Below are 21,612 nucleotides of genomic sequence, written 5' to 3'. Positions count from 1 at the left end.
CGAGGGCCCGCTCGTCCAGCCGCCGGCCCAGCGGCGTGGCCCGGATCTGCGCCGGCAGACCGCCGAGGGCACCCACCCGGTCCCAGATCTCGTCGTCGCTGCCGTCGAGGAGGGCTGCCGTGCTGTGCCGCCACGGCGCGGCGGCGCCGCTGACCACCACCAGGGCGGGGCCCCTGCCCGCCTGGTGGGCGACCGCCGCCCAGGACGCGGCGAGCAGGGCGCCGAAGCTGTGGCCGACGACGGCCCAGCGTTCGCCGGGGGCGGGCGCGTACCGCTGGTCCAGGTCCCGCACGTAGCCGTCGACCTCGGGCGGCGGCCGCTCGGAGATCCGCGCGCCGCGGCCCGGCAGCTCCGGTGCGACGACCGACGGGGCGCCGCCCAGCAGCTCACCGAGTCGGTCGTCCCAACCGCGGAAGACGCCGGCCGAGCCACCCGCGGGGGGCAGCAGGAACAGCCGGCTCGCCGCGACGGTCACGGTGTCGCGGTCGCCGGGACGGCGAGCTCGGCGGCGTACATCCGGTCGAAGGCGGCGACCAGGGTACGGTCGGCCACGGTCCCCCCGCTGAGCGCCGTGCGGCACAGCATCTTCAGCGCGCGCCAACTCTTCGTGGCGGCGGCGAGCCCTTCGATGAACGGCTCGCCGTCACCGACCAGCCCCGTCCATGGTTCGCCGGTTCGCCGGTACGCCTCCGCCACCGCCAGGTACGCCCGCTCGATCATCAGCGCCGAGTGGTACGTGTTGGTCAGTTGCGCGTGCCGGCGCTGGCCGGGTGCGGTGAGCGCCGGCACGAACGCGTCGCGGTACCGGGACAGCTGCTGGGGCAGCGTCCGCCGGTCGGCGAGAAGGGTCTCGACGGCGGCGCGTTCACGGCGGTGAACCGTCCCGTCGGCCAGGGCGGTCTGGGTCCGCTCGCCCAGATGCAGCCGGTAGAGCGAGTCGTGCTTGTCGTAGACGTGGAACAGGTTGGAGCGGATCGCCTCGACGAACAGGGCCCGGTCGAAGCGCAGCACCAGGGTACGGACGCCGACGTTGTCGATGCCGAGGTACGAGTTCTCGTCGAAGTCGACGACCGTCACCTTGTGCCCGTTGGTGCGGTGCTCGCGCAGGTAGTACTCGTCGAAGTGCTCGTGGTAGTAGCTGTCGACGCGGGCGACGCAGTGCCCGTGGTCGCGCACGGCGCCGCGCAACGTCACCTCGATGTCACCGTCGACGGGCAGGTGGTGCTTTTCCACACCCCACTCCCCCAGCAACAGGGCGTCGCGGGCCGCCTCGCCGTCGAGAAGGTTCCGGCAGGACAGGCCACCCCACTCGGCGCGCAGCGTCGGGGCGCCGGCGACCAGGAGGAACGCCGCGAGCAGGCGAGGCGGCAGAAGCTGGGTCAGGCTGACGATGTGGCAGTCGTAGTAGACGCTCTCCACGGCGTTCCAGTGCCGGCCGGTGACCTCCGACTGGTGGGCGGTCACCCCGGGGACGTCGCGGGTCGGGTGTGCGACGGCGACGGGCTCGGGCTCGGGCACGGGCTCGAAGGCCACTGTCACGGCGTCGCTCGTCGGGCTGCCGGTCCTGGGACCGTCGACGGTGGTGGTCACGGGCGTCTCCCGAAGGCGAGGCGGAGGGTGGCGGGTGAGCGGAAGCTGAGCCCCTGCACGGGGCTCGGCGTGACGTCGGCGAAGCGCAGGCCGGGCCGGCGTTCGAGCAGCAGGCGCAGCGCGGTGGTCACCTCTGCCAGGGCCATCCGGCGGCCCATGCACTGGTGGCGCCCGGCGCCGAAGGAGAGCAGGCGCTGGTTTCCCGGCCGGCCCGGGTCGAACGTGTCCGGGTCCGGGAACACCGCCGGGTCACGGTTGGCCGAGCCGAGCAGGACGGTCAGCAACGAACCCTTCGGGATGTCCTGGCCGAGAAGCTCCCCGCCACCCCAGATCCGGATGGTGCTGTGGATCGGCGCCTCGTACCGCAGGGTCTCGTCCACCACCGCCTCGACGAGGTCGCCGTCCGCGGCGACCTGCACCATCAGCTCCGGGCGCGAACACAGGGTGTGCAGGACGTTCGCGATCAGCCGGTTGCTCGTGTCGATGGCGGCGGGGATGAGCAGCCCGACCTGGCGGACGATCTCGTCGTCGTCGACGTCGGCGCCCTCCGCGGCGGAGGACAGCAGCTGCCCGATGACGCTGTCGTCCGGTGCGGGTCGCAGCTCGGCGACCCGGCTGTGCAACAGGGCGCTCATGCGTGCCCACGCGGCGACGGCGGCCCGTCGGCGCACCGGATCGGCCGAGTCGATGAAGGCGATCACCGCGTCGCTGCAGCTCTGGAACTGCGGCACGTCCGCCGGTCGCAGGCCGATGATGCGCGACATCACCCGGATCGGTACGGCGTTCGCGAAGCCCGTCACGTAGTCGGCCGGGCCATCACCGGCCGCCGTGTCGAGGTCGTCGAGCACGCCGCGCACCGCCGCCGGGACGAGTTCGTCGAGGTACCCGGGGATGGCCGACGCGGAGAAGCTCCGGTTGGTCAACGCCCGCAGCCGGACATGCTCCTCCCCCTCCACGTCGGTCACGGTGCGACCGAACAGCACCCGGGTCGCCCGGAACGGGCTCTCCACACTGGAGCGCCGGTCCCGCAGTACCGCACCGGCGGCAGCGTGGTCGGTGGCGAACCAGGTGCGGCGCGACGTCGAGTGGACGAGCTGGCCCTGCGCCCGCAGCGCCGCGTAAACGGGGTAGGGGTCAAGCTGGAACGCGGGCGTCCCGAAGTCACGGTCGGCGCCGTTGCGCGCGGGCGCGGTCACCGCATCACCGCCGCGTCCGGCGCGTCGGCCGGCTCCCGCACGGCGGCGAAGCGCAGCCGGTGGTAGTCGGCGTACCAGCGGCCGTCGCGCAGCAACGTCGGCGCGGCCAGCTCGTTGATCCGCGCCAGGACGGCGTCGCGCCGCTCCGGCGGCACATGGCCGATCAGGGCCGCGCCGAACATGGCGACCCAGTCGGCGACGCCACCCGGGCAGTCGGTCAACTCGGTGGGCCGGGCAAAGTAGTCCATCCGCAGTACCTGGAAGCCGTGCGCCTCCAGCAGGGTGGCGTACTCCCCGGGGCTCGGGAAGTACCAGGGCATCCGCGCGCCCTCGGTCAGACCCTGCTCGGCCAGCGCGGCGCGGACGGCGGCGAGGATCCCGGCGACGTTGTGCGCACCGCCGAGTTCGGCGACGAAACGCCCACCCGGGCGCAGCGCGCGACGGACGGCGGCGACGACGTCCGCCGGACGGGTCATCCAGTGCAGCGCGGCGTTGGAGAACACCGCGTCGACCTGCTCGTCGATCTGGAAGTCGTGGCCGTCCGCGAGCAGCACGTCCGATCCCAGCCGGGCGGTGGCCGAGGCGACCATGGCGGGGTCGCCGTCGACCGCGATCACCCGCGCCCCGCTGGCCGCGATCGTGGCGGCCAGCTCACCGGTGCCGCACCCCAGGTCGAGGACGGTTTCGCCGGGCACCGGGGCGAGCAGCTCGACGACGCCGCCGGCCAGCGCGGACACGTAGCCGAACTGGCGGTCGTAGCGGTCGGCGTCCCACCCGGGGTCGGGCCGGGACTGGTGGACGGAGTGCTGTGTCATCGTGTCACCCTCGATCAATCTGTTGGAGCATGAGTTCGGTGGTGCCGCCGGCGAGCGCCAGGCCGCTCGCGTCACGCAGGGCCCGTTCCGCCGGATGGCCGCGCCGGTAGCCGTCAGCACCGGAGAGTTGCAGCGCCTCGTCGGCCACCTCGGCCAGCACCGCGGCGGCCCGGTGTTTGCCGGCGGCCGCCCAGCCGCCGGGGCAGGCGCCCGCGGCGAGCAGCCGAAGGCTCTGCCCGGCCATCGCCTGCACCTCCTGGACTGCGGCGTCGAGCCGGGCGAGCGTGAATCGGACGTGCTGGTTGGTGATCAGCGGAACCCCGAAGGTGATCCGCCGGCCGGCGTCGGCGACCGCGTGGTCCAGGACCGACTCGGCCATTTCGGCCATCCGGACGGCGAGCATCACGCGTTCGTGGATCCAGTGGCGCATCAGCACCAGCAGTCCGTGCCCGCCGACGGCGAGCACGGCGGCGACCGGGGCCGCGTCGAGCACCACCGCACCGGTCAGGCCTGTGTGTCCCAGGCCGTCCAAAGTGGTCACCCCGACGCGCGGCCCGGCGGACACCAGCAGGAGCGCCGGCCCGCGCCGACCGGTGCGCCCGTCGCTGTCGTCGGCCAGGACGAGCAGGTGGTCGGCGTACGGGGCGTTGCTGATGAACCACTTCGTTCCGGTCACGGTCAACCCACCGGCCGCCCCGACGCCCACCGTGGTCCGCAGGGCGGTCAGGTCGCTGCCGCCGTCCGGTTCGGTGGCGGCCAGCGCACTGGTCGCCGAGCCGGCCAGGGCGTCCGTCACCATCCCCAGCGGTGTCGTCGGCAGGACGCCGAGCAGGCGTGTCGCCACCTCCAGGTGGGTGAGCAGCGCCGCGCCCGGCGCACCGTTACCGACCCGGGCGAACGCGCGGTGCAACGCGGCGGCACGCCACAGGGCGGCGGCGCGGTCGCCGCCACGCTCGGCCCACGCGTCACGCAGCAGACCGGCCTCGCCGACGGCGCGCAGCAGCTCCCGTACGGGCGGGCCGGCCGACTCCCAGACGCCCGCCGCGAGCAGACCGTCGCGGTGCCGGTCGGTGAAGGCGTCGAGCCGCGACGCGAATTCGACGTCGGCGGCACCCTGCGGACAACGCGACCCGACGGTCGAGGCGAGCACCGACGCGGCGGTCACTGGGGCCACCCGCGCAGGCGGGCGAGGGCGGTGAGCATCATCTCGTCCGATCCGGTGGAGATGGACAACAGCCGGGTGTCGCGGAAGGCACGGTTGACCGGGTGGGTGCTGAGCTGCCCCTCGGCGCCGTGCAGGTGCAGGCAGGTGCGGGCTACCTCACGGGTGAGGCGGCTGGAGCGCAGCTTGACCGCTGCGGACAGGGTGTTCACCGCACCACCGGTCACCCACCTGTCGATGCCGGTGTACGCGAGCTGGCGCACCGCCTCCACCTCGGCGCGCAGGCGTGCCAGCTGCGCGGCGGGCTGCTGACGGTCGGCAATCGGTACGCCGAAGGTTCGCCGCTCCCGCAACCGCTCGGCGGTCCGCAGCAGCAGGGTGTCCGCCATGGCGATCGCGCGGCAGGCGGACAGGATGCGCTCCGGTTCGAACTGGCGCAGCTGGGTGACCAGTCCGAGGCCGTGCCCGCCGAGGCGGTGCCCGTCGGGCACGAACACGCCGTCGAAGCGGAGCTGCCCGGCGACGCCGGCGGTCCGCAGCCCGAGCGTGGCGTCCGCCGGTTCCCTGCTCACGCCCGGGGCGTCGGCCGGCACCATCAGCAGGACGTGACCGAAGGTCCCACGAGCCTCGGGCAGCCGGGCCAGCACCGCGAAGGCGTCCGCGGTGAGCCCGGCCACGACCCACCTCTTGGCGCCGGTCAGCCGGTACCCGCCCGGCTCGGGGGTGGCGGTGGTGGCGACGGCTGCCACGTCGGCGCCGGCGCCGGGCTCGGAGACCGCGTGCCCGAGCAGGCAGCGCCCCGCCAGGGCCGGGCGCAGGAAACGCTCGACGGCCTCCGGCCCGCCGGCCTCGGCCAGCATGGGGGCGACCATGTCGTTGTGGACCGTCACCCCCATGCCCAGACTGTCGAACAACAGCGCGCCGAGGCATTCGGCGAGGACCACGTGCTCCCAGGCGGTGCCGCCGGCGCCGCCCTGGTCGACGGCGAACCGCATGCCGAGCCAGCCTCGCGCGGCCAAACCGGTCAGGACCTCGCGCAGGGGGACCGCGCCGTGCCGCTCCCAGGCGTCGACCATGGGTACGACGGCGGCCGCGAGGTGCTCGGTGAGGCGGGCCCGCAGCTCGTCCTCGGCGGGCGTGAACCAGCCGGTGCGGGCCGCGACGGTGAGGGCCGCGGTTCTCACGGTGCCTCGTCGAGCAGCAGCGCGGCGATGCGGGCGCGGTCCGGTTTGCCGGTGGACAGCACCGGCACGGCCGGCAGCCGGTACAGCTCCCGCGGCACCATGTATCGGGGCAGGAGGTTGCCCACGTGCCTGAGCAGGGCCTCCACCGTGTCTCCGGGCAGTGGCAGCAGGGCGGCGGCCGGGCCGGGGTCCGGCTGGTCGACGGTCGCGTGGGGGCGCAGCACCACGGCGCACGCCAGCGACAGCCCGTCGCGCGGATCCGGGACGGCCGCCACGAACGCGCTGCCGACCGCCGGGTGCGTCTCCACGGCGCGGCGCACCTCGTTGAGGTTGATCCGGTAGCCCTTGATCTTCACCTCGTCGTCGCGCCTGCCCGCGAAGCGCAGCGCCCCGTCAGCGCCGCGTTCCCCGATGTCGCCGGTGAGGTAGAAGCGCGTTCCCTCGTGGTCGAGGAAGACCGCCGCCTCCTCCGTCGGGCGGTCCAGGTACCCGCTCATCAGCTGCGCCCCGGCAATGGCGATCTCACCCGGGCCGTCCGTGGTGAGCCGGCCGTCGGCGTCCCGGAAACGGATCGTCACCCCCGGCAACGGCGGCCCGATGGGGTACGCCTCGGTGCGGCCCGGTTCCCGCTCGGCGATCGGGTGGAAGGTCACCCCGCACGTCGCCTCGGTCGGCCCGTAGCCGTTGACCACCACGAGGTTCGGGGCCGCGTGCAGCCAGTCCTGGACGGTGGCCGGGTTCAGCACCTCCGCGCCGGTGAGGATTCGGCGCAGCGCGCTCAGGTCACGCCCGGACAACCCGGGCTCCGTCCGGGCCAGCAGCGTCAACGTGGAGACCACCGCGGTGAAGTGGGTGATCCGGTCCCGTTCGATGAGGTCCAGCACCCGAGCCGGCACGACGAACGCCGGGCCGAGCCGCACGTGCGCCCCCTTGAGCAGCGGCAAGAGCAGGTCCGCCACCGAACCGTCGAAGTGCAGGGCTGTCGTGTTCAGGCAGCGTGCCCGATCGGTGATGCCGAGCACCGGGTCGACCGCGGCGAAGAACGCCTCCAGCGCGCTGTGCGGGATCCGGACGCCCTTCGGTCGTCCGGTGCTGCCGGAGGTGTACAGCACATACACCCCGTCATCCGGCGCCGTGGCCACCGGCAGGTCGTCGAGGTGCGCGTCCGCCTCGGTGCCGAGTTCCTCCACCGCCACCACCGGCACGGGCAGCGCCTGGTCGACCAGCCGGGCCACCGCCGCGCGGCGGGCCAGCAGGCGTGGGCTGCCGCAGTCCAGCAGCAACGCACGCCGCCGGTCCGCGGGCGCCGAGGGATCGATCGGCAGGTAGGCGGCGCCGGCGGCGACCGCGCCCAGCAGCGCCGTCACCGTGGCGGCGGTCTTCTCGCCGTGGACGGCGACCAGGTCACCGCGGCGCACCCCACGGCTGCGCAGACCCGCGGCGACCCGCAGCACCCGCTGCCACAGCTCGGCGCGGGTGAGGGTCGCGTCCGGTCCGGTGAGCGCGGGCAGGTCCGGCCCGGTGGCGGCGTGCGCGGCGAGCGCCGCCATGAGGGACCAGCCGACCGGCGTCGGCGCGCCGGCCTGCGGCGTCGAGGGCTCGACGAGCATGGTCATCGGGTCGCACGCCGCTCGACGAGGGCGACCAAGGTCGACAGGCTCTCCAACGCGTCGAGGTCCTCGATCTCCTCCCCGAACTCGATGCCGTACTCGCTGCCGAGCCGGACGGTGAGCTCCACAGCGTCGAGTGAGTCCAGGTTGAGCGCGCGCATGAAGTTGTCGTCGGCGGCCAGCTCGGCCGAGACGTCGCGCTTCTTGATGGTGGCGAGGGTGTCGGCGAGGCGGTCACGGACGCTCTCGGCGGTGGGACGGGTCATCGGCTGACTCCTGAACGGTCTCGGGTGACACGGGTACGACCGGGCGCGGCCGTACCGGTGCGGCGGGTGCGGTTACCGGCTGGCCGGGACGGCCGGCGCGGTCGGGACATCGGAGGTGCGCGGGGCGGCCGGCCGGGCGGCGGCCCGCACCGTCCAGGCCACCGCCGCCACCAGGCAGGCGGTGCCCACCACGGTGGCCGAGGTCAGGTCCTCACCGAGGACCAGCGCTCCCAGCGCCACCGCCACGAGCGGGTTGACGTACGAGTAGGTGCTGGCCAACCGCTGGTCCACCCGGGTGACGAGCCACGTGTACGCGAGGAAACCCACCAGCGACCCGAGCAGCACGAGATGCAGCTGCGCCAACCACACGGTGGGGTGCAGGTGGCCGACGTCCAGCCGGCCCCACTCTCCGGTCAGCCCGGAGACGACCAGCAGCGCCAGGCCGCCGCCGAGCATCTGCACCGCGCTGGACAGGGCGGCGCCCGGCACGATGTCGCCGGGGGTGCCGCGCCTCGCCGAGGCGGCGGCGATCCGCCCCGCCACGGCCCACGTCAGCGCCGCGGCCAGCACGAGCAGCGAGGGCAGCAGCGGGCCCGGCTGGAAACCGAGAAGGATCGCCACACCGGCCAGTCCGACCGTGGCCGCGCCCAGGTCCCGCCCTCGCGGCCGGCCCCCCATCACCAGCACCCAGATGGGTACGGTGGCGAAGTAGGTGCCGGCCGCCGCCGACGGCAGATCCTCGGAGGCGACACTGACCAGCCCGTTCGCGCCGAGGAAGTGCATGAGCCCGAGCAGGGTCAACCGCCCGGTGTGCCCCCGCAAGCGCACCGCCAGTCCCGGCTGGCCGCGCCGGCGCCAGTGCCAGCACAGCCCGCCGAGCAGCAGCGCCCCCGCCACGGAGAAGCGGACCCCGGCAGCGAACAGGGGCGGCACCTCCTGGACGACCACTCGGATACCGAGGAAGGTCGAACCCCAGAGCAGCCACACCGCGAGCAGCGCCGCGGCGATGCGCCACCGGTCGGCAGTCGGCCGGGCCATCGTCAGGGCGGGCGTCGACGTCCTCGGTCGCGCCGAGGCGGAGTCCAGGCCGCGGTCCGGCCAGGGGCGTCGACGCACGCGCTAGGCCGGGTTCTGGGCGAGGATGCGGTCGAGGTACCGGCAGGAGGAGTTCAGCCTCCACAGCGCACCGCGTGCCATGGCCCGGCGGGTCTGCGGCTCGGCCGCCATCGGCTTGACGACGTGGGCGAACCACGCGCTCGCGTGGTGGGCGTCGATGCCGATGTGCAGCCGGTGGTACGTGATGCCGTCGGCGGGCAGCCCGAGGCGCTCCCAGCCGTGCAGCACCTGGGAGAACCGGTCCGGCGCCAGCCACTCCGCAACGGCGAGGTGGCCGACGGCCTCGCCGAACAGGTTCCGGTACCGGCAGATCAGCACCGGTAGGTTCCCGCCGAGCAGCGCCTCCGTCGACAGGCTCTCCTTGAGCTCGTCGTCGGTGATGCCGAAGTGGGCGATGATCCGGCCGAACAGCGTGGTGTGGACCATCGCGGGGTCGCCGTTGCCCATCTCGTCCCAGAAGTTCTTGGCGATCTCCATCTTGGTCTCACCATCCGACCCGACCTGCATCATGGCCAGCAGGTCGTCGAACCGGGCGTCCACCGACGACTCCTGCAACACGAAGCTGCGGAAGTCCGCCGGGGTGGCCCGCTCACGCAGGAAGGAGTGGTAATAGGGGTGCTTGAACACCCGGTGCTCCCGCGTCATGTTCTTGAGCCATGGCACGAACCGCTCCGGGTCGTCCGGGATCGAGGCGTAGATGCTCTCGTCGATCCAGCTGTCCTCGTCCCGCGCGGTGTCCCGCTCCAACTGTCGCGTCACCGCGTGCAGGACGGTGGACGCCTCGGCTGTCGATTCCGCCCCCAACTGGGTGTGCAGACCGTAGATCTTCGCCAGCAGGTACTGCTGTGCGAACTGGGCATCGGTGTCCCCGGCGGACGCCGCGGTACCCAGCCGGGTGACGTTCTCGAGCAGTTCGTCGTAGGCGTCCTGCTCGGCGTACGAACGGTCGAAGTCTTCCTCGGACAGAGCGAAGCGACTCACCAGATCGGTGACGAACGCCGTAGGAGTGGTGCTCAGCGTGGCGGGCATCCGGGTGCGCTCCTTGCAGTCGGTATAACCCGAAGCATTCCCCCGCCGTCTGCACGGCTTCGCTGATTTTTCTGTATTCGCAGGTCGGAGCACACGCGACGCGCCGCGTTTCCCCGGCCGCCCGGAACTGGCCACCCCCTGCCCGCGCCGGGCGACGACGTCATGGGGACGTGTTCGAGAAGTAGACCCCGAGACCAGCCAGCAGCAGACTGATCAGGCTGGCACCGGCGCGTACCGAGTTCCACCACGTCCAAGCGGACGAGTAGGAAGCCCACACCCGTACCGCCTCCGCAGGATCGGTTGGCACGCCTGCGGCGTCGAGCGTCTCGTTCATCGGCACGTTGACGACCACCGTCGGGATGAACGCGCCCACCAGGTACACCCCGGCGGCCACCAGGAACAGCACACCCGCCGACCGCTTCCCGAGGATCAACAGAAACACACCGGTCACCGTGGCGGCGACGAGCGGGCCGAAGAACGTGACGAAGAACAGCGGATTCTGGATCCTCTGGTTGATGCTCGTCATGGCCCGGATCGCGGTGCCAGCGTCGGCGGCGTTCAGACCGGGCATCACCGCCACCGAAAAGGCGTAGTAGACACCGGTGATCGCACCCGTCACCACCAGGGTCACCGCCGCCGACCAGGCAGCCAGGGTGGCGTTCATGCCCAGTCTCCACCGGGTGAGTTGTCCCATGCACCAGCGGCGGCGGCGTCCCGGGCATAGTCGGTGAAGTCGCGCGGCCTGCGGCCCAGCGCCCGTTGCACACCATCGGCGAGCTGTGCGTTGCGGCCGTCCAACACCTTGCCGAACAGCTCGATCAGCACCGCCGTGAGCTCCGCCGGCACGTCGTACCCGGCCATCACGGCGGCGTACTCCTCTGGTGACACCGATCGGTAGCGGATCTCCCGCCCGAGCGCGTTGCCGATCTCCGAGGTCGCCTCGGCGAAGGTGAGAAGTCGCGGCCCGGTCACCTCGTAGAGCTGCCCCGCGTGCCCGTCGTCGGTCAGCGCAGCGACCACGATGTCGGCGATGTCAAGGGCGTCGACGAACGGCTCCGGCACGTTCCCGGCCGGGAGGACGACCTCGCCGCCGCGTATCGAGTCGGTCAGGAAGTCCTCGCTGAAGTTCTGGCTGAACCAGCTCGCCCGCACGATCGTCCAGGCCACTCCGGAGTCCTGGACCACACGCTCGCTGAGCGTGGCCTCCTCCTCGCCCCGGCCGGAAAGCAGAACCAACCGTTCGATCCCGCCGGACACCGCCAGTTCCGTGAACGAACGGATCGTCGCGAGGGCGTCCGGCGCGACCAGGTCCGGGTAGTACACCAGGTAGACCGACGAAACCCCGTCCAGTACGGGCGCCCAGGTGCGCTGGTCGGTCCAGTCGAACGGCGGCTCGCCGGAGCGGGAGCCGACCCGTACCGGCCGGTCGAGTCTGGTGAGCCGGTCCACCACCCGTCGGCCCGTCTTGCCGGTGCCGCCCAGTACGAGGATTGGCTGCTCATCAACGGTCTTCGTCATGGCAACCAGTCAAGTCGGGAGTGAGCGCACCGGGAATGGGCGAGGCTCTCGATCGCATGTCCCGACGTCTCGACCGCCCACCTCACAGGGCTAACCTGAGCGCATGGACGCGCTCGCGGGGCTGCTGGACGGGCCGAGGGCGCGCGGTGCGTTCCTGATGCGGTCGGTGTTCGACCCGCCCTGGTCGGTACGGATCCAGGACCGAGCGCCCCTCACACTGGTCACCATGCTGCGCGGCACGGCGTGGGTGGTGCCGGATCGGGGCGCTCCGGTGCCGCTACGCCCGGGCGATGTCGGGATCATCCGTGGCCCGGAGCCGTACACCATCGCCGACGACCCGGCCACGGCACCGCGGGCAGTGATCCATCCCGGTGAGCACAGCACCACGCCCACCGGGGACGAGTTGTGCGAAGTGATGGACCTGGGTGTCCGGACCTGGGGCGAACGCGCTGACGGGATGGCGGTGCTGCTCAGTGGCACGTACCAGTTGCAGGGCGAGGTCAGCCAACGGCTGCTGAGGGTCCTGCCCCATCTCCTGGTGCTGCCGGCCGGAGCACTGGACAGCCCGCTCATCCCCTTGCTCGGCGACGAGATGACCAAGGACGAGCCGGGGCAGGATGTGGTCCTGGACCGGCTGCTCGACCTACTGCTCATCGCCGTACTTCGGGCCTGGTTCTCCCGGCCCGAGGCGGCGGCGCCCTCGTGGTACCGGGCACACGGCGATCCGGTGGTCGGCAGGGCGTTGCGACTGTTGCATGACCACCCGGCAAAGCCCTGGACGGTGGCCACCCTCGCGGCCGGCACCGGTATCTCACGGGCGGTGCTGGCCCGCCGGTTCACCGAACTGGTCGGCGAGCCTCCGATGGCGTACCTCACCAACTGGCGGCTCGCGCTGGCCGCCGACCTGCTGCGCGAACCGGACGCCACCGTCGGCGCGGTGGCCCGCCAGGTCGGCTACGGCAGCTCATTCGCACTCAGCGCGGCTTTCAAACGGGTACGCGGTCTCAGCCCGGCCGAACACCGGCAGGCCCTCGGGTCGCCTGACGTCACTCCAGTGGGATGACAGTTCGACGGCACGGTCGACGTCAGGTCAGAATAGGGATTCATCGATAGGCGGGAGTGCGGGTCGACTCGAGGCCGCTGGTGTTGACCGCACGGGTACGCGACCCGGGTTTCTGGGAAGGTCTGCTCATCGTCGACGACGTGCGGGGAGTACAGGTCGGCAATCACGGGACGCAGCGCAACACCTTCCGCTACACGGTGATGGAGGAGCCGCGGGCCGCCGCGTTGCTGCGCGAGGACTTCGACCTGGCCCTCGCGCTGGCCGGATGCCTGTGCCCGCGATGAGGCGGCAATACCTGACTCTGGGCAGGCCCGGCCCTGGTTGTTCTGTGGCACAGACGTTGAGCATCTGGTGATGGGTGGTAGGCCGCCGGTGGCGGTGGACGGTCGGTAGTGATTGCAGTGATGCAAAGAGGCCGGTAGCGCCTTCCTTCGGAATTTCCTGCGGTCCCACGTAGCGGTCTACGTAGCGGTCTACGTAGCGGTCGCGCCGTTGTTGCCCGGGCACCGGTCGACCGTACCGCTGACCGTGCTCAGGTCATCGCGCTTGACACTCGATGTCAAGTGCTTGACGATGGGCGTCAAGTAGCAGAGGAGGCAGCATGGCGCCGACCGATCAGGAACTGACCGAGCATCTCATCCGGTTGATCGACATCCGCCTGCTCGACCCTCTCGAAATCCTGGTCGGCGGCCACGACGCCGTCGACCCGCTGCGCGCCGTCATCCGGGAGCGGGCCCGATCCTGGGCGACCACGATCATCAGCGGCGACGACCGGGCCGCCATCGGCGTGATCATGCGCGCGATCTCCACTCTCTACCCGGGGGACGGACTGTTCGACCCACCCATCGACTGGTGGCGCAGTCCTCTTGGCCAGGCCGTCGCTCGACGGGTCGGCCACCCGACCGCCGAATCCGTGTCGTACACGGTGGCCGGCGCCATGCTCGGCATCACCCGCCAGGGCGTCCACGACCTGGTCTCCCGCGACAAGCTCGCCCGCCACCCCGAAGGCGGCGTGCGCTCCGACTCCGTACGCGACCGCCTGCTCAAGGAGGGAACCCGACGTGCCTGAGAGCGTCATCGACTCCCCGAGCGTGCCCATCGCGGTCCGCGACTTCGGCGGACCCGGACAACCGCTGCTGCTCCTTCACGGCGCCGGCGGCAACCTCGCCCAGATGAGCACCCTCGCCGAGCACCTGAGCCCGACCCACCGGGTGGTCACCGTCGATCTGCGTGGTCACGGCCGGTCGGGAGACGGCCCGTGGCGCTGGGACGACGTACTGGCCGACCTGGCCGCCGTCACCGACCACCTCAGCCTCACTCCCCCAGCGGTGGTCGGCGTCTCCCTCGGCGGCATGCTCGCCACCCTTTGGGCGCAGCGTCACCCGGAGTGCCCAGGTGCCGTCAGCTTCGACGGAAATCCGCCGCTGAACCGTCTGGACCAGGTCGCCGGCCTGGATCCGGAGCAGGCCGGGATCGAGCTTGCCAAGCTGCGGGCCGTCTTCGACGGGATGGCCGCGATGCTGGCCGAACCGCTGACCGCCGAACAGGTGGCCGCCATGCTTGCGGGGCAGCGGGCCATGGCGCAGCGCTACGGCGGTGCAGCCGACGACGGGTGACGGCCTTCGAACGCAACCTCGTGCCCGGCGACGACGGCCACAGCCGATTGCGGCCCACCCCGGACCTCACCCGGCAGCTCCGGGACGCCATGGACTCCCTCGACCTGATGCCCGCGTACCGCGAGGCCCGCTGCCCGCTACTGCTCGTCCTCGCCACCGAGGACCTGCCCGAACAACAGCCGTTCCACAGCCTGTACGAGGCGTACCGCAAGGCCACGGCGAAACGGCTTGCCACTGTGGACAACCCGTCTCTGCGGGTACGACATCTCGCCGGGGCCAGCCACGCGATGGTCGCCGAACGCCCACAGGAGCTCGCCACCCTCGTCACCGACTTCCTCAGCCCTCACCACTGAGGCGGCCTGCGGGAGCCCGCCTCCTGACGAAGGTCGGGCCTGACTGACCGGGTTGGTCATCGCCCGCATCGCGGGATCGTTCGCGACGGTGCGCCGGGCACCGTCCCGTCGCTAAGCACCATCTACCGGGTGGTGGTCCGTCACGCGGCTGATCGACCCGACACCTCGGCGCCGACGGCGGGAGGACTACCGGCCGTGCGGTCCGTCTCGCCTTCGCCGAAGCCCTGCAGCGGTGCGGGGTGTCGGAGGACGTGCCCACAGACAACGGCAGGCGGTTAACTCCCCGGTTCGGTCGCGGGCCCTGATTCGCGGGACTCCGCGTCAGAGGCGGTGAGTAGCTTCTCTGCAACACCGACCGGCACGCCGAGGAAGGCCGCAGATGGAACTACCGCTCAGGCGAGTCGAGCGCACCGAGACGACGGTCATGTTCGTGGCCGCCAAAGACGGATCAGACGAGATCGGGCCAGCCTGGGACCACCTGGAGACCCTGCTGGGGCCGCTGCGCGGGCGCAAATTCCTCGGCGTGTTCGACGACTCCGGCATCTACCGCTGCTGCGTCCAGATCCGAGACGGCGACGACCCTGACCAACTCGGCCTGCGATCAGGCATCGTGCCAGGAGGCCAATACCTGAGCGCAACCGTGCGTGGTCCCCAACCCGCCGCCTACGCCCTGCTCACCCCGACCTTCGAACAGCTGCGGCGCTCCGGAGACCGAGACGACACTCGCCCCAGCATCGAATACTACCGCCGCCACGACCGGATCGACCTGCTGATGCCCCTGCGAGAGCCTGAAACCGACCGGCCCCCACAGCCGACCCGCTGCCCACTGCCCAACTGAGACCGTCCAACCGGAAGCGTTCGTGCACCCCGGGTCGCGATGGCGATCCTGCGGCACGCGGGCTGCGCGATCACAGTGGAGACCGACCGCCGGCGTCCCGTGGGTCCGGAACCCGGGCCAGGGCCTGCAGCACGCTGACGTGTCCTGTTTCGACGGCGGCAAGATGCGTTGCTGCACCGCTCGCGACTCCTGTCTGACAAGACGTCCTTGATGAACAGCCTGAGGTCCGGCTACCTGAACGGCATTGATCGATGTCTTGACTCTATGCGCCGCCCTACTCATGATTTATTGCGGCGATTCAACAGTGAGGGTCAATGTGATGACGCAGGTAGAGCCACCAGCAGGAGGCCCCACATCAACCGTCACTCTCAGCGAGATTGGACAAAATGGCCGACTCGCGCGGGCCAGTTCAGGCACGAGGGATTGGCTGAAACGTGGGGTCCATCGGCGGGAACTGAGCATCGCGGGCCTCGGTTCGGTGCTCCTCGCTGTCGCGATGATCTGGCTGATCCCGCCGTACGCGGTTCGCGTGGTGACTCGCGGCGCCAAGACTGTGCCGATCGCCGACCCGGCCCACACCATCGTCGGTGACGCGGGTGACCCGACGGCCCAAGCATGGCTGGTGGGATGGGGTGGCCACACTCTCACCCACGGTCTGCGTGGCCTGTGGGACACCAACGCCTTTTATCCCGACAAGTACGGCCTAGCCCTGAACGACAGCCTGCTCGGCTATGCCCCGGCAGGGCTGATAGGCAGCGGTGTAGTCGGTGCCGTGCTGCGCTACAACATCCTGTTCGTGCTGGCCTTCGCGCTCGCCTTCCTCGGCGGCTACGCGCTCCTGCGCCAGCTTGGCGCCAATAAGGTCGCCGCCGCGGTAGCCGGGGCCGCCCTCGCCTACGCGCCCTGGCGCTACGGCCACGACGGCCATTTGAATATTCTCTCCACCGGTGGCATCACCCTGGCCCTGGCGATGCTGGCGCGCGGCCACGGACTCTCGTTCACCCGCGGCTACCTTGCCGAACGAGTCCGACCGGGCTGGGCGTTCGCTGGCTGGCTGGTCGCGGCCTGGCAGGTCAGCCTAGGCTTCGGCGTGGGGCTTGGATTCGTATACGTCCTCGCCGCCCTCTGCCTGATCACACTGACAGCCTGGCTGATCCACCGCCCACGCCTTAGCCCCCGGCTGATCGTCAGTGATCTGGTCGGCGGGTTGGTCTTCACCGCGGTGACCGGATACTTCGCGTACGCGTACCAACACGTGCGCGAGCTCAATCCACATGTCACCCGGGACTGGGACTACGTCGCGTTTTTCTCCCCGACACTGCGCGGACTTCTCGTGGCTCCGCAGTCCTCGCTGCCCTGGGGCACCTTCCACAACGAGGCCCGCGCCGCACTTGGTGGCGCACCCACTGAGAAAGTGCTGCTATGCGGGTATGCACTGTATCTACTGGCCTTCGCTGGCCTGTTCCTGTCCCGCTGGTCACCGGTGCAACGTCTTCTGCTGCTGTTTGGGGCGGTCGTCGGAGTGTTGTTCGCGCTAGGCACGAACGGGCCGATCTACCGTCTGCTCTATCTTTACGTGCCCGGGTTCGACGGATCCCGTACACCAGGGCGGTTGATCTTGTGGCCCACTATCTGCCTGGCCATTCTCGCGGCCGGCCTGGTTACCCAACTAGCCGAGGTGGCTAGCAGGGGCGCCAAGCCGAAATGGTCGGTGGAAGAGGCACGGCTACTGACCGTTCCGTTGCTGGTCCTCGTGCTAGCTGAGGGCCTGCCTGACCTGCAGCACCCCCAAACCCCAGCCAAACCGGCCGCGATGGCGCTAGCCTCCGCGCACGCTCCGACCATGGTATTGCCGTCCGACGACGGCATCGACCTCCACGTCCTACTTTGGTCGACCGACGGTTTTCCCGCGGTAGTCAACGGTGCGGCCAGCTACACCACACCCAACCGTCAGGCGATCCGCGACGTTATGACGACCTTCCCCAGCCAGCAGGCCTTGGATCGGTTGCACCAGCTCGGCATCCGCAGCGTCGTCCTGCTGCGCGACCGGGTCCAAGGCACCCCATACGAACCACTGCTCAACATCCCCGACGTACCCGGTATCACCCGCCACGAGGTCGGGTCAGACGTGGTTTTCACCATCGACACCAACACGAAGTGATGGTGAGCGTGTCGTCAAACCGCTGCTGCCACCCCGACCACCACGCGGGATGAGCTGCTGGCGCGGGTTGCGGGACTGAAACGACGCCGGCGTGTGGCAACGGCTGCGCGAGATCCTGCTCGGCAAGCTGCCGGCCACCGATCAACTGGACGTCGTCGCCATCAACGGACCCAGCTACCGGCTCAAGAACCGCCCTACCGCCATCGACGGCCAAGCCAACGTCGCCTGACGTCGATCCACTGGTTCCATTCCACCGGCTACCCGGCCACGCGCAGGCCACGCGCTTCGAGATGCTCCTCAATTGCTGCCGTCATTCGCGCGAACTCCGCAGCCAGGTCGACGCCGTATCGATCAGCAAGAACCAAGACCGACCAGAGACAGTCGGCCAGCTCATGACCAAGCCGCTCCCGGGCGTCAGTGATCTCACGGCGCCCGTCGACAGCCATCACGAGCTTCGCGAGATCCCCAACGTCACCGACGAACCCTAACGCCAGGTCGCCGGTGCTCCACGCCCCACGACCCGCAGCAACGTTGTGACGGTCATACAGCTCAGCAATCGCAACCGCTCTCAACCTCAAGCTCTCAAGATCCATAGCGGCAACGTACAACGACAGCCGCACCTGGTCCCGTTCATTCGTACCTACCTGGACCCCTGAACCCGTACGCCGACATCCGAGACGACATCCACGAAGCGTTCCTCACCCTCGCCTGCGCCATCTGCCTTGCGGCTGGTGTCCGGCATGATCTTCACGGCCCCGCTAGGGTCGTGGCGGCGGCCAGCGCGGCGCGCACGGTTCGGAGCTGATCCATCGACGCACCGGTAGAATCCAGCCGCGTGCCCCCTGCGACGACCTTCCGCAATCCCGTGATCCCCGGCTTCTTCCCGGATCCCAGTGTCTGCCGGGTCGGCGAGGACTACTACCTGGTTTGCTCGAGCTTTGAGTACTTCCCCGGCGTACCGATCTTCCACAGCCGCGATTTGCTCTCCTGGCGGCAGATCGGCAACGTGTTGGACCGGCCGAGCCAGCTCGACCTGCCGGCCGACACCTACGCGTCGCGGGGCATCTTCGCGCCGACCATCCGCCACCACAACGGCATCTTCTACATGGTGACCACGAACGTGCGGATCTGGCGGCACCTGATCGTCACCGCGACCGACCCGGCCGGGCCGTGGTCGGAGCCGGTCTACTTCCAGCTTCCGCTCATCGACCCGTCGTTGACCTGGGACGAGGACGGCAACTGCTGGCTCACCCTGGCCGGCACCTCGAACTACCGCATCGACCCGGCCACCGGCGATGTGCTCGAAGGTCCGATCCCCCTGTGGTCCGGTACCGGCGGTCAGTACCCGGAGAGTCCGCACCTCTACCGGATCGGCGACTGGTGGTACCTGTTGCTCTCCGAGGGCGGCACGCACACCGGGCACGCGGTGTCGGTGGCCCGGTCCCGCAGCGTCCGGGGACCGTTCGACCCGGCTCCGGTCAACCCGATCCTGACTCACCGCGGCCTGCAGCGACCGATCCAGGCCACCGGTCACGCCGACCTGGTCGACGACCCGAGCGGCAACTGGTGGATGGTGCTGCTGGGCATCCGGCCAAAGGGACAGTGGCCGCCGTTCCACGTGCTCGGGCGCGAGACCATGCTCGCCCCCGTGCGGTGGGAGGACGGCTGGCCCGTCGTCGGGCCGGTCGACGAGGAGATGCCGATGCCACCCGGGATCGCGGCACCGACGGCGCCCGCAATGCTGGACGTTCGCGACGACTTCGACGCCGACCGGCTCGATCCGTCCTGGATCTCCCCGCGCAGCCGTCCGGACGGGAGCTGGTCGCTCACCGACAGGCCCGGCTGGCTCACACTCACCGCCCTCGGTCCGACGCTGGACCGGCCGGGCGTCACCATCGTCGGGCGGCGCCAGCAGCACCACGACTGCCGGGCTGGCGTCCGGATGGAAACCAACGGCCGCGCCGGCCTGACCGTCCGGATCGACGAGGCCCACCACTACGACCTGGAGGTTTCCGACGGTATTGCGCGGGTGTGGGCCCGCATCGGACCCCTGCGCCAGAGCGTCGCCGAGCGCGCCGTACCGACCGGCCCGGTGGACTTGGCCGTCACCGCCCGGTCGACCAACACGCTCCCGCCCACGGTCACCTCCGCCGAGCAGTTCGCCCGACGGTCCGGGCCTCTCGGGATCCGGGCCGCAGGCCCAGACACGGTCATATTCACGGTCGACGCCGGCGACGGCCCAACCGTGCTCGCTGCCCTCGACGGCCGCTACCTATCGACCGAGGTCGCGGCGGGTTTCACCGGCCGGGTCATCGCCATGTACGTCACCGAGGGCATAGCCGCCTTCGACTGGTTCGACTACCGGGCGCAGCCAGACACCGGCCCGGGTCCGGCTACCACCGCCTGACGCCACGCCCGCTTGCCGGCCAATCCGGGGCTCGGCACCCGAGCGTCGCCCGTGCCGGTTGTCACCGAAGCGCGCGGGAGTGCCTCGTGGTCTGACGACAACCTGTCGCTCAACACGTTGATCACGTCGGCGGCCTGCGGCGTTGTCAGCCGCTCGGCACATTCAGCGATGTCGCAGAGCGGGCGCTCGGATGCGTCATTCGCGCACCACGGGGCCCTTGTCCGCGTGACCCGGGTCGCTACACATCTGGCCCTCCGCCGCGTGGTCCCCAATCATCGGGCGGCGGTGCAGGATGATCCCTTCCAGCACACTCACTCCAGCGACCACCGCGAACAGGGTCGCCAGGGCGGCCAGGGCCGGCGCTAGGTGTGCTAGTGGCAACAGGATCAGGCAGAGCACGCTCGCGCCGATCCGTCGTCGCGCGATTTGTCGGTGGATCCGCCAGTGGGTGTAGGCGAAGGTGCCGAGGAAGAGCGCAGCGCCGCCGAAGAGTACGGTCCCCTCGCTGGCCCGAGGCGGCTCGAGGGGCTCTGTCACTGCCTCGGACAGGCCGACGGCGACCGTGATGATCGCGAAACTGAACAGCAAGTGACCGTAGATCATGACGGAGCGGCGGATGTCTGCCTGCTGAGCGCTCCGGGCCACCGCTTCCCGGAAAGCCCGGACACCGTAAATGAAGTACACCCACCAGAGTGCGCAGACCAGCGAGTAGGAGAGGCATACGGCGACCAACCGGGCAAGGGTCAACGGCTCGTCCACGGCTACCATCCCGACCTGGATCACCGACTCGCCGAGCACCAGGATGATCAGCAGTCCGTAGCGGTGTGTGTAGTGCAGCGGCCGGACCCGGACCTTGTCGAGCGTCCGTCGGGTGAGCGTGGTGCTGAACAGATCGACGAGAATCGCGATCGACCAGAGCACTATTCGCGTCGTACCGTGCAGCAGGCCACCCGCGAGTTGAAGCGGACCAGCCACCAGACCCGACCCGTAAGGGCGAAAGACCGGGGACCGCCAGCCGCCTGGGGTGCGCAAGGCCAATGCCGCCAGCAGTACCCGCATCGTCAGGTAAACACCGACGAACAGCAGGCCCCGATCGTCAAAGGCGCCGGGGACCGTCAGGGCCAGTAGCAGACTGCCGAGCCCGAGGGCGAAGACTCCAGCGCGGTCCAGCGCGTTGCCGACGTCGCGTTGGTCGGTGTAGAGCGTGGTGCCAACCCAGGCCCAATAAACGGTTACGAACAGGAGCAGTACCCGACCGATGCCCGCCCAACTGTGATCCTCGTGCAGCATGTGGGAGAACTGGGTGAGCGCGAACACGAAGGCCAGGTCGAAGAAGAGTTCTTCCCAGATGACCCCCTTCTCGGGAGGCGTGGTCGGCACTCCACCAGCATATCGACGATCAATCCGGAGAGATCCTGCTTCACCGCAAGCGTCAGGCGTCAATCACGGGACTGATTCCCTTAGCTCCCGGGCCGGACCGGAGTCGTTGGCAGGTGGCGTTTGACGCCAACCTGGCCGCCAGTGACGAGAGGTCGCCCAAGCACCGACCCGCCGGGGTCGACTCCTCCTACTGCGATTGACGCGCGATCACAGCCCAGAGCCGGCCGGGAAGGAAGCCACGTGAGAAGTGCACGCCTCTGAGAGGGTGTTTGAGAACGGACGCAGACGCCGCAGGTCACGACCGCCGC

23 protein-coding genes and 1 pseudogene are annotated in these 21,612 nt (G+C 70.4%); 10 read left to right on the top strand and 14 right to left on the bottom strand.

What is annotated here, in order from left to right; all coding sequences use genetic code 11:
* The 12 genes from AB0B48_RS10540 to AB0B48_RS10485 form a co-directional block, all read right to left on the bottom strand.
* The coding region (locus AB0B48_RS10540; protein ID WP_357198888.1) for an alpha/beta fold hydrolase at window positions 1–475 on the bottom strand (475 nt) is incomplete at its 3' end.
* A complete protein-coding gene (locus AB0B48_RS10535) occupies window positions 472–1,590 on the bottom strand; it encodes a hypothetical protein (protein WP_357198886.1) in 1,119 nt (372 codons plus the stop codon). The genes AB0B48_RS10540 and AB0B48_RS10535, both read right to left, overlap by 4 nt.
* Window positions 1,587–2,786 carry a cytochrome P450 gene (locus tag AB0B48_RS10530; RefSeq protein WP_357198883.1) on the bottom strand — a complete coding sequence of 400 codons (1,200 nt, stop codon included), beginning with the start codon at window positions 2,784–2,786 and terminating at the stop codon, window positions 1,587–1,589. Before AB0B48_RS10530 ends, AB0B48_RS10535 begins: the two co-directional genes overlap by 4 nt.
* The gene (locus AB0B48_RS10525) at window positions 2,783–3,601 is read right to left on the bottom strand and encodes a methyltransferase domain-containing protein (RefSeq protein WP_357198880.1); all 819 of its coding nucleotides are present in this window, start codon (window positions 3,599–3,601) and stop codon (window positions 2,783–2,785) included. Before AB0B48_RS10525 ends, AB0B48_RS10530 begins: the two co-directional genes overlap by 4 nt.
* 4 nt (window positions 3,602–3,605) lie before the next feature.
* Window positions 3,606–4,766: an acyl-CoA dehydrogenase family protein gene (locus AB0B48_RS10520; protein WP_357198877.1), complete on the bottom strand. Its 1,161-nt coding sequence runs from the start codon at window positions 4,764–4,766 to the stop codon at window positions 3,606–3,608.
* Entirely contained in the window at window positions 4,763–5,947 is a 1,185-nt protein-coding gene (locus tag AB0B48_RS10515) for an acyl-CoA dehydrogenase family protein (protein ID WP_357198874.1), read from the bottom strand. The genes AB0B48_RS10520 and AB0B48_RS10515 overlap by 4 nt, the downstream gene beginning before the upstream one ends.
* Window positions 5,944–7,563: an amino acid adenylation domain-containing protein gene (locus tag AB0B48_RS10510; RefSeq protein WP_357198871.1), complete on the bottom strand. Its 1,620-nt coding sequence runs from the start codon at window positions 7,561–7,563 to the stop codon at window positions 5,944–5,946. Before AB0B48_RS10510 ends, AB0B48_RS10515 begins: the two co-directional genes overlap by 4 nt.
* Window positions 7,560–7,823 (bottom strand): acyl carrier protein, encoded by a 264-nt coding sequence (locus AB0B48_RS10505; RefSeq protein ID WP_355008489.1) that lies wholly within the window; start codon window positions 7,821–7,823, stop codon window positions 7,560–7,562. Before AB0B48_RS10505 ends, AB0B48_RS10510 begins: the two co-directional genes overlap by 4 nt.
* 72 nt (window positions 7,824–7,895) lie before the next feature.
* Entirely contained in the window at window positions 7,896–8,861 is a 966-nt protein-coding gene (locus AB0B48_RS10500) for an EamA family transporter (RefSeq protein WP_357198868.1), read from the bottom strand.
* A gap of 81 nt (window positions 8,862–8,942) precedes the next feature.
* Entirely contained in the window at window positions 8,943–9,968 is a 1,026-nt protein-coding gene (locus tag AB0B48_RS10495; protein WP_357198865.1) for an iron-containing redox enzyme family protein, read from the bottom strand.
* Between the two features lie 160 nt (window positions 9,969–10,128).
* Window positions 10,129–10,632 carry an anthrone oxygenase family protein gene (locus AB0B48_RS10490; protein ID WP_357198862.1) on the bottom strand — a complete coding sequence of 168 codons (504 nt, stop codon included), beginning with the start codon at window positions 10,630–10,632 and terminating at the stop codon, window positions 10,129–10,131.
* Window positions 10,629–11,486, bottom strand: a complete 858-nt coding sequence (locus tag AB0B48_RS10485; RefSeq protein WP_357198859.1) for an NmrA family transcriptional regulator — start codon at window positions 11,484–11,486, stop codon at window positions 10,629–10,631. Before AB0B48_RS10485 ends, AB0B48_RS10490 begins: the two co-directional genes overlap by 4 nt.
* A 103-nt stretch (window positions 11,487–11,589) precedes the next feature.
* On the opposite strand from AB0B48_RS10485, the gene AB0B48_RS10480 reads away from it, so the two are divergent.
* The 9 genes and pseudogenes from AB0B48_RS10480 to AB0B48_RS10440 all read left to right on the top strand — a co-directional run bounded on the left by AB0B48_RS10480 (window position 11,590) and on the right by AB0B48_RS10440 (window position 17,746).
* Complete coding sequence (locus tag AB0B48_RS10480) at window positions 11,590–12,549, top strand: AraC family transcriptional regulator (RefSeq protein ID WP_357198856.1); 960 nt, start codon at window positions 11,590–11,592, stop codon at window positions 12,547–12,549.
* Between the two features lie 56 nt (window positions 12,550–12,605).
* Entirely contained in the window at window positions 12,606–12,833 is a 228-nt protein-coding gene (locus tag AB0B48_RS10475) for a hypothetical protein (RefSeq protein WP_357198853.1), read from the top strand.
* A gap of 317 nt (window positions 12,834–13,150) precedes the next feature.
* Window positions 13,151–13,618 (top strand): hypothetical protein, encoded by a 468-nt coding sequence (locus AB0B48_RS10470; protein ID WP_357198850.1) that lies wholly within the window; start codon window positions 13,151–13,153, stop codon window positions 13,616–13,618.
* Window positions 13,611–14,165 (top strand): alpha/beta hydrolase, encoded by a 555-nt coding sequence (locus AB0B48_RS10465; RefSeq protein ID WP_357198847.1) that lies wholly within the window; start codon window positions 13,611–13,613, stop codon window positions 14,163–14,165. The genes AB0B48_RS10470 and AB0B48_RS10465 overlap by 8 nt, the downstream gene beginning before the upstream one ends.
* Window positions 14,162–14,518, top strand: coding sequence for a hypothetical protein (locus tag AB0B48_RS10460; protein ID WP_357198844.1), 357 nt, complete (start codon window positions 14,162–14,164; stop codon window positions 14,516–14,518). Before AB0B48_RS10465 ends, AB0B48_RS10460 begins: the two co-directional genes overlap by 4 nt.
* A gap of 90 nt (window positions 14,519–14,608) precedes the next feature.
* Window positions 14,609–14,808, top strand: a pseudogene (locus tag AB0B48_RS10455) (IS481 family transposase); the annotation flags it as partial.
* Between the two features lie 89 nt (window positions 14,809–14,897).
* Window positions 14,898–15,356: a GyrI-like domain-containing protein gene (locus AB0B48_RS10450; RefSeq protein WP_357198842.1), complete on the top strand. Its 459-nt coding sequence runs from the start codon at window positions 14,898–14,900 to the stop codon at window positions 15,354–15,356.
* A gap of 496 nt (window positions 15,357–15,852) precedes the next feature.
* A complete protein-coding gene (locus AB0B48_RS10445; RefSeq protein ID WP_357198839.1) occupies window positions 15,853–17,517 on the top strand; it encodes a hypothetical protein in 1,665 nt (554 codons plus the stop codon).
* Between the two features lie 91 nt (window positions 17,518–17,608).
* Window positions 17,609–17,746 (top strand): hypothetical protein, encoded by a 138-nt coding sequence (locus AB0B48_RS10440; RefSeq protein ID WP_357198836.1) that lies wholly within the window; start codon window positions 17,609–17,611, stop codon window positions 17,744–17,746.
* A gap of 28 nt (window positions 17,747–17,774) precedes the next feature.
* Here AB0B48_RS10440 and AB0B48_RS10435 read toward each other — a convergent pair whose 3' ends face one another.
* On the bottom strand, window positions 17,775–18,110 hold the full coding sequence (locus AB0B48_RS10435; RefSeq protein WP_357198833.1) for a nucleotide pyrophosphohydrolase: 336 nt from the start codon (window positions 18,108–18,110) through the stop codon (window positions 17,775–17,777).
* A 242-nt stretch (window positions 18,111–18,352) separates the two neighbouring features.
* On the opposite strand from AB0B48_RS10435, the gene AB0B48_RS10430 reads away from it, so the two are divergent.
* Entirely contained in the window at window positions 18,353–19,924 is a 1,572-nt protein-coding gene (locus AB0B48_RS10430) for a glycoside hydrolase family 43 protein (protein ID WP_357198831.1), read from the top strand.
* Between the two features lie 195 nt (window positions 19,925–20,119).
* On the opposite strand, the gene AB0B48_RS10425 is transcribed toward AB0B48_RS10430, so the two are convergent.
* On the bottom strand, window positions 20,120–21,304 hold the full coding sequence (locus AB0B48_RS10425) for a low temperature requirement protein A (RefSeq protein WP_357198829.1): 1,185 nt from the start codon (window positions 21,302–21,304) through the stop codon (window positions 20,120–20,122).
* Between the last annotated feature and the right edge of the window lie 308 nt (window positions 21,305–21,612).

The organism is Micromonospora sp. NPDC049089 (assembly GCF_040648775.1).
Classification (GTDB): domain Bacteria; phylum Actinomycetota; class Actinomycetes; order Mycobacteriales; family Micromonosporaceae; genus Micromonospora.
Note: the sequence above shows the minus strand (reverse complement) of the source record. Positions and strands in the feature narration are given on the sequence as shown.

What these genes read in the sequence shown, in the direction of transcription:
- AB0B48_RS10525 (WP_357198880.1), bottom strand. Translation starts at nt 3,601, where the DNA reads ATGACACAGCACTCCGTCCACCAGTCCCGGCCCGACCCCGGGTGGGAC.
- AB0B48_RS10510 (WP_357198871.1), bottom strand. Translation starts at nt 7,563, where the DNA reads ATGACCATGCTCGTCGAGCCCTCGACGCCGCAGGCCGGCGCGCCGACG.
- AB0B48_RS10505 (WP_355008489.1), bottom strand. Translation starts at nt 7,823, where the DNA reads ATGACCCGTCCCACCGCCGAGAGCGTCCGTGACCGCCTCGCCGACACC.
- AB0B48_RS10500 (WP_357198868.1), bottom strand. Translation starts at nt 8,861, where the DNA reads ATGGCCCGGCCGACTGCCGACCGGTGGCGCATCGCCGCGGCGCTGCTC.
- AB0B48_RS10495 (WP_357198865.1), bottom strand. Translation starts at nt 9,968, where the DNA reads ATGCCCGCCACGCTGAGCACCACTCCTACGGCGTTCGTCACCGATCTG.
- AB0B48_RS10490 (WP_357198862.1), bottom strand. Translation starts at nt 10,632, where the DNA reads ATGAACGCCACCCTGGCTGCCTGGTCGGCGGCGGTGACCCTGGTGGTG.
- AB0B48_RS10485 (WP_357198859.1), bottom strand. Translation starts at nt 11,486, where the DNA reads ATGACGAAGACCGTTGATGAGCAGCCAATCCTCGTACTGGGCGGCACC.
- AB0B48_RS10480 (WP_357198856.1), top strand. Translation starts at nt 11,590, where the DNA reads ATGGACGCGCTCGCGGGGCTGCTGGACGGGCCGAGGGCGCGCGGTGCG.
- AB0B48_RS10470 (WP_357198850.1), top strand. Translation starts at nt 13,151, where the DNA reads ATGGCGCCGACCGATCAGGAACTGACCGAGCATCTCATCCGGTTGATC.
- AB0B48_RS10450 (WP_357198842.1), top strand. Translation starts at nt 14,898, where the DNA reads ATGGAACTACCGCTCAGGCGAGTCGAGCGCACCGAGACGACGGTCATG.
- AB0B48_RS10445 (WP_357198839.1), top strand. Translation starts at nt 15,853, where the DNA reads ATGATCTGGCTGATCCCGCCGTACGCGGTTCGCGTGGTGACTCGCGGC.
- AB0B48_RS10435 (WP_357198833.1), bottom strand. Translation starts at nt 18,110, where the DNA reads ATGGATCTTGAGAGCTTGAGGTTGAGAGCGGTTGCGATTGCTGAGCTG.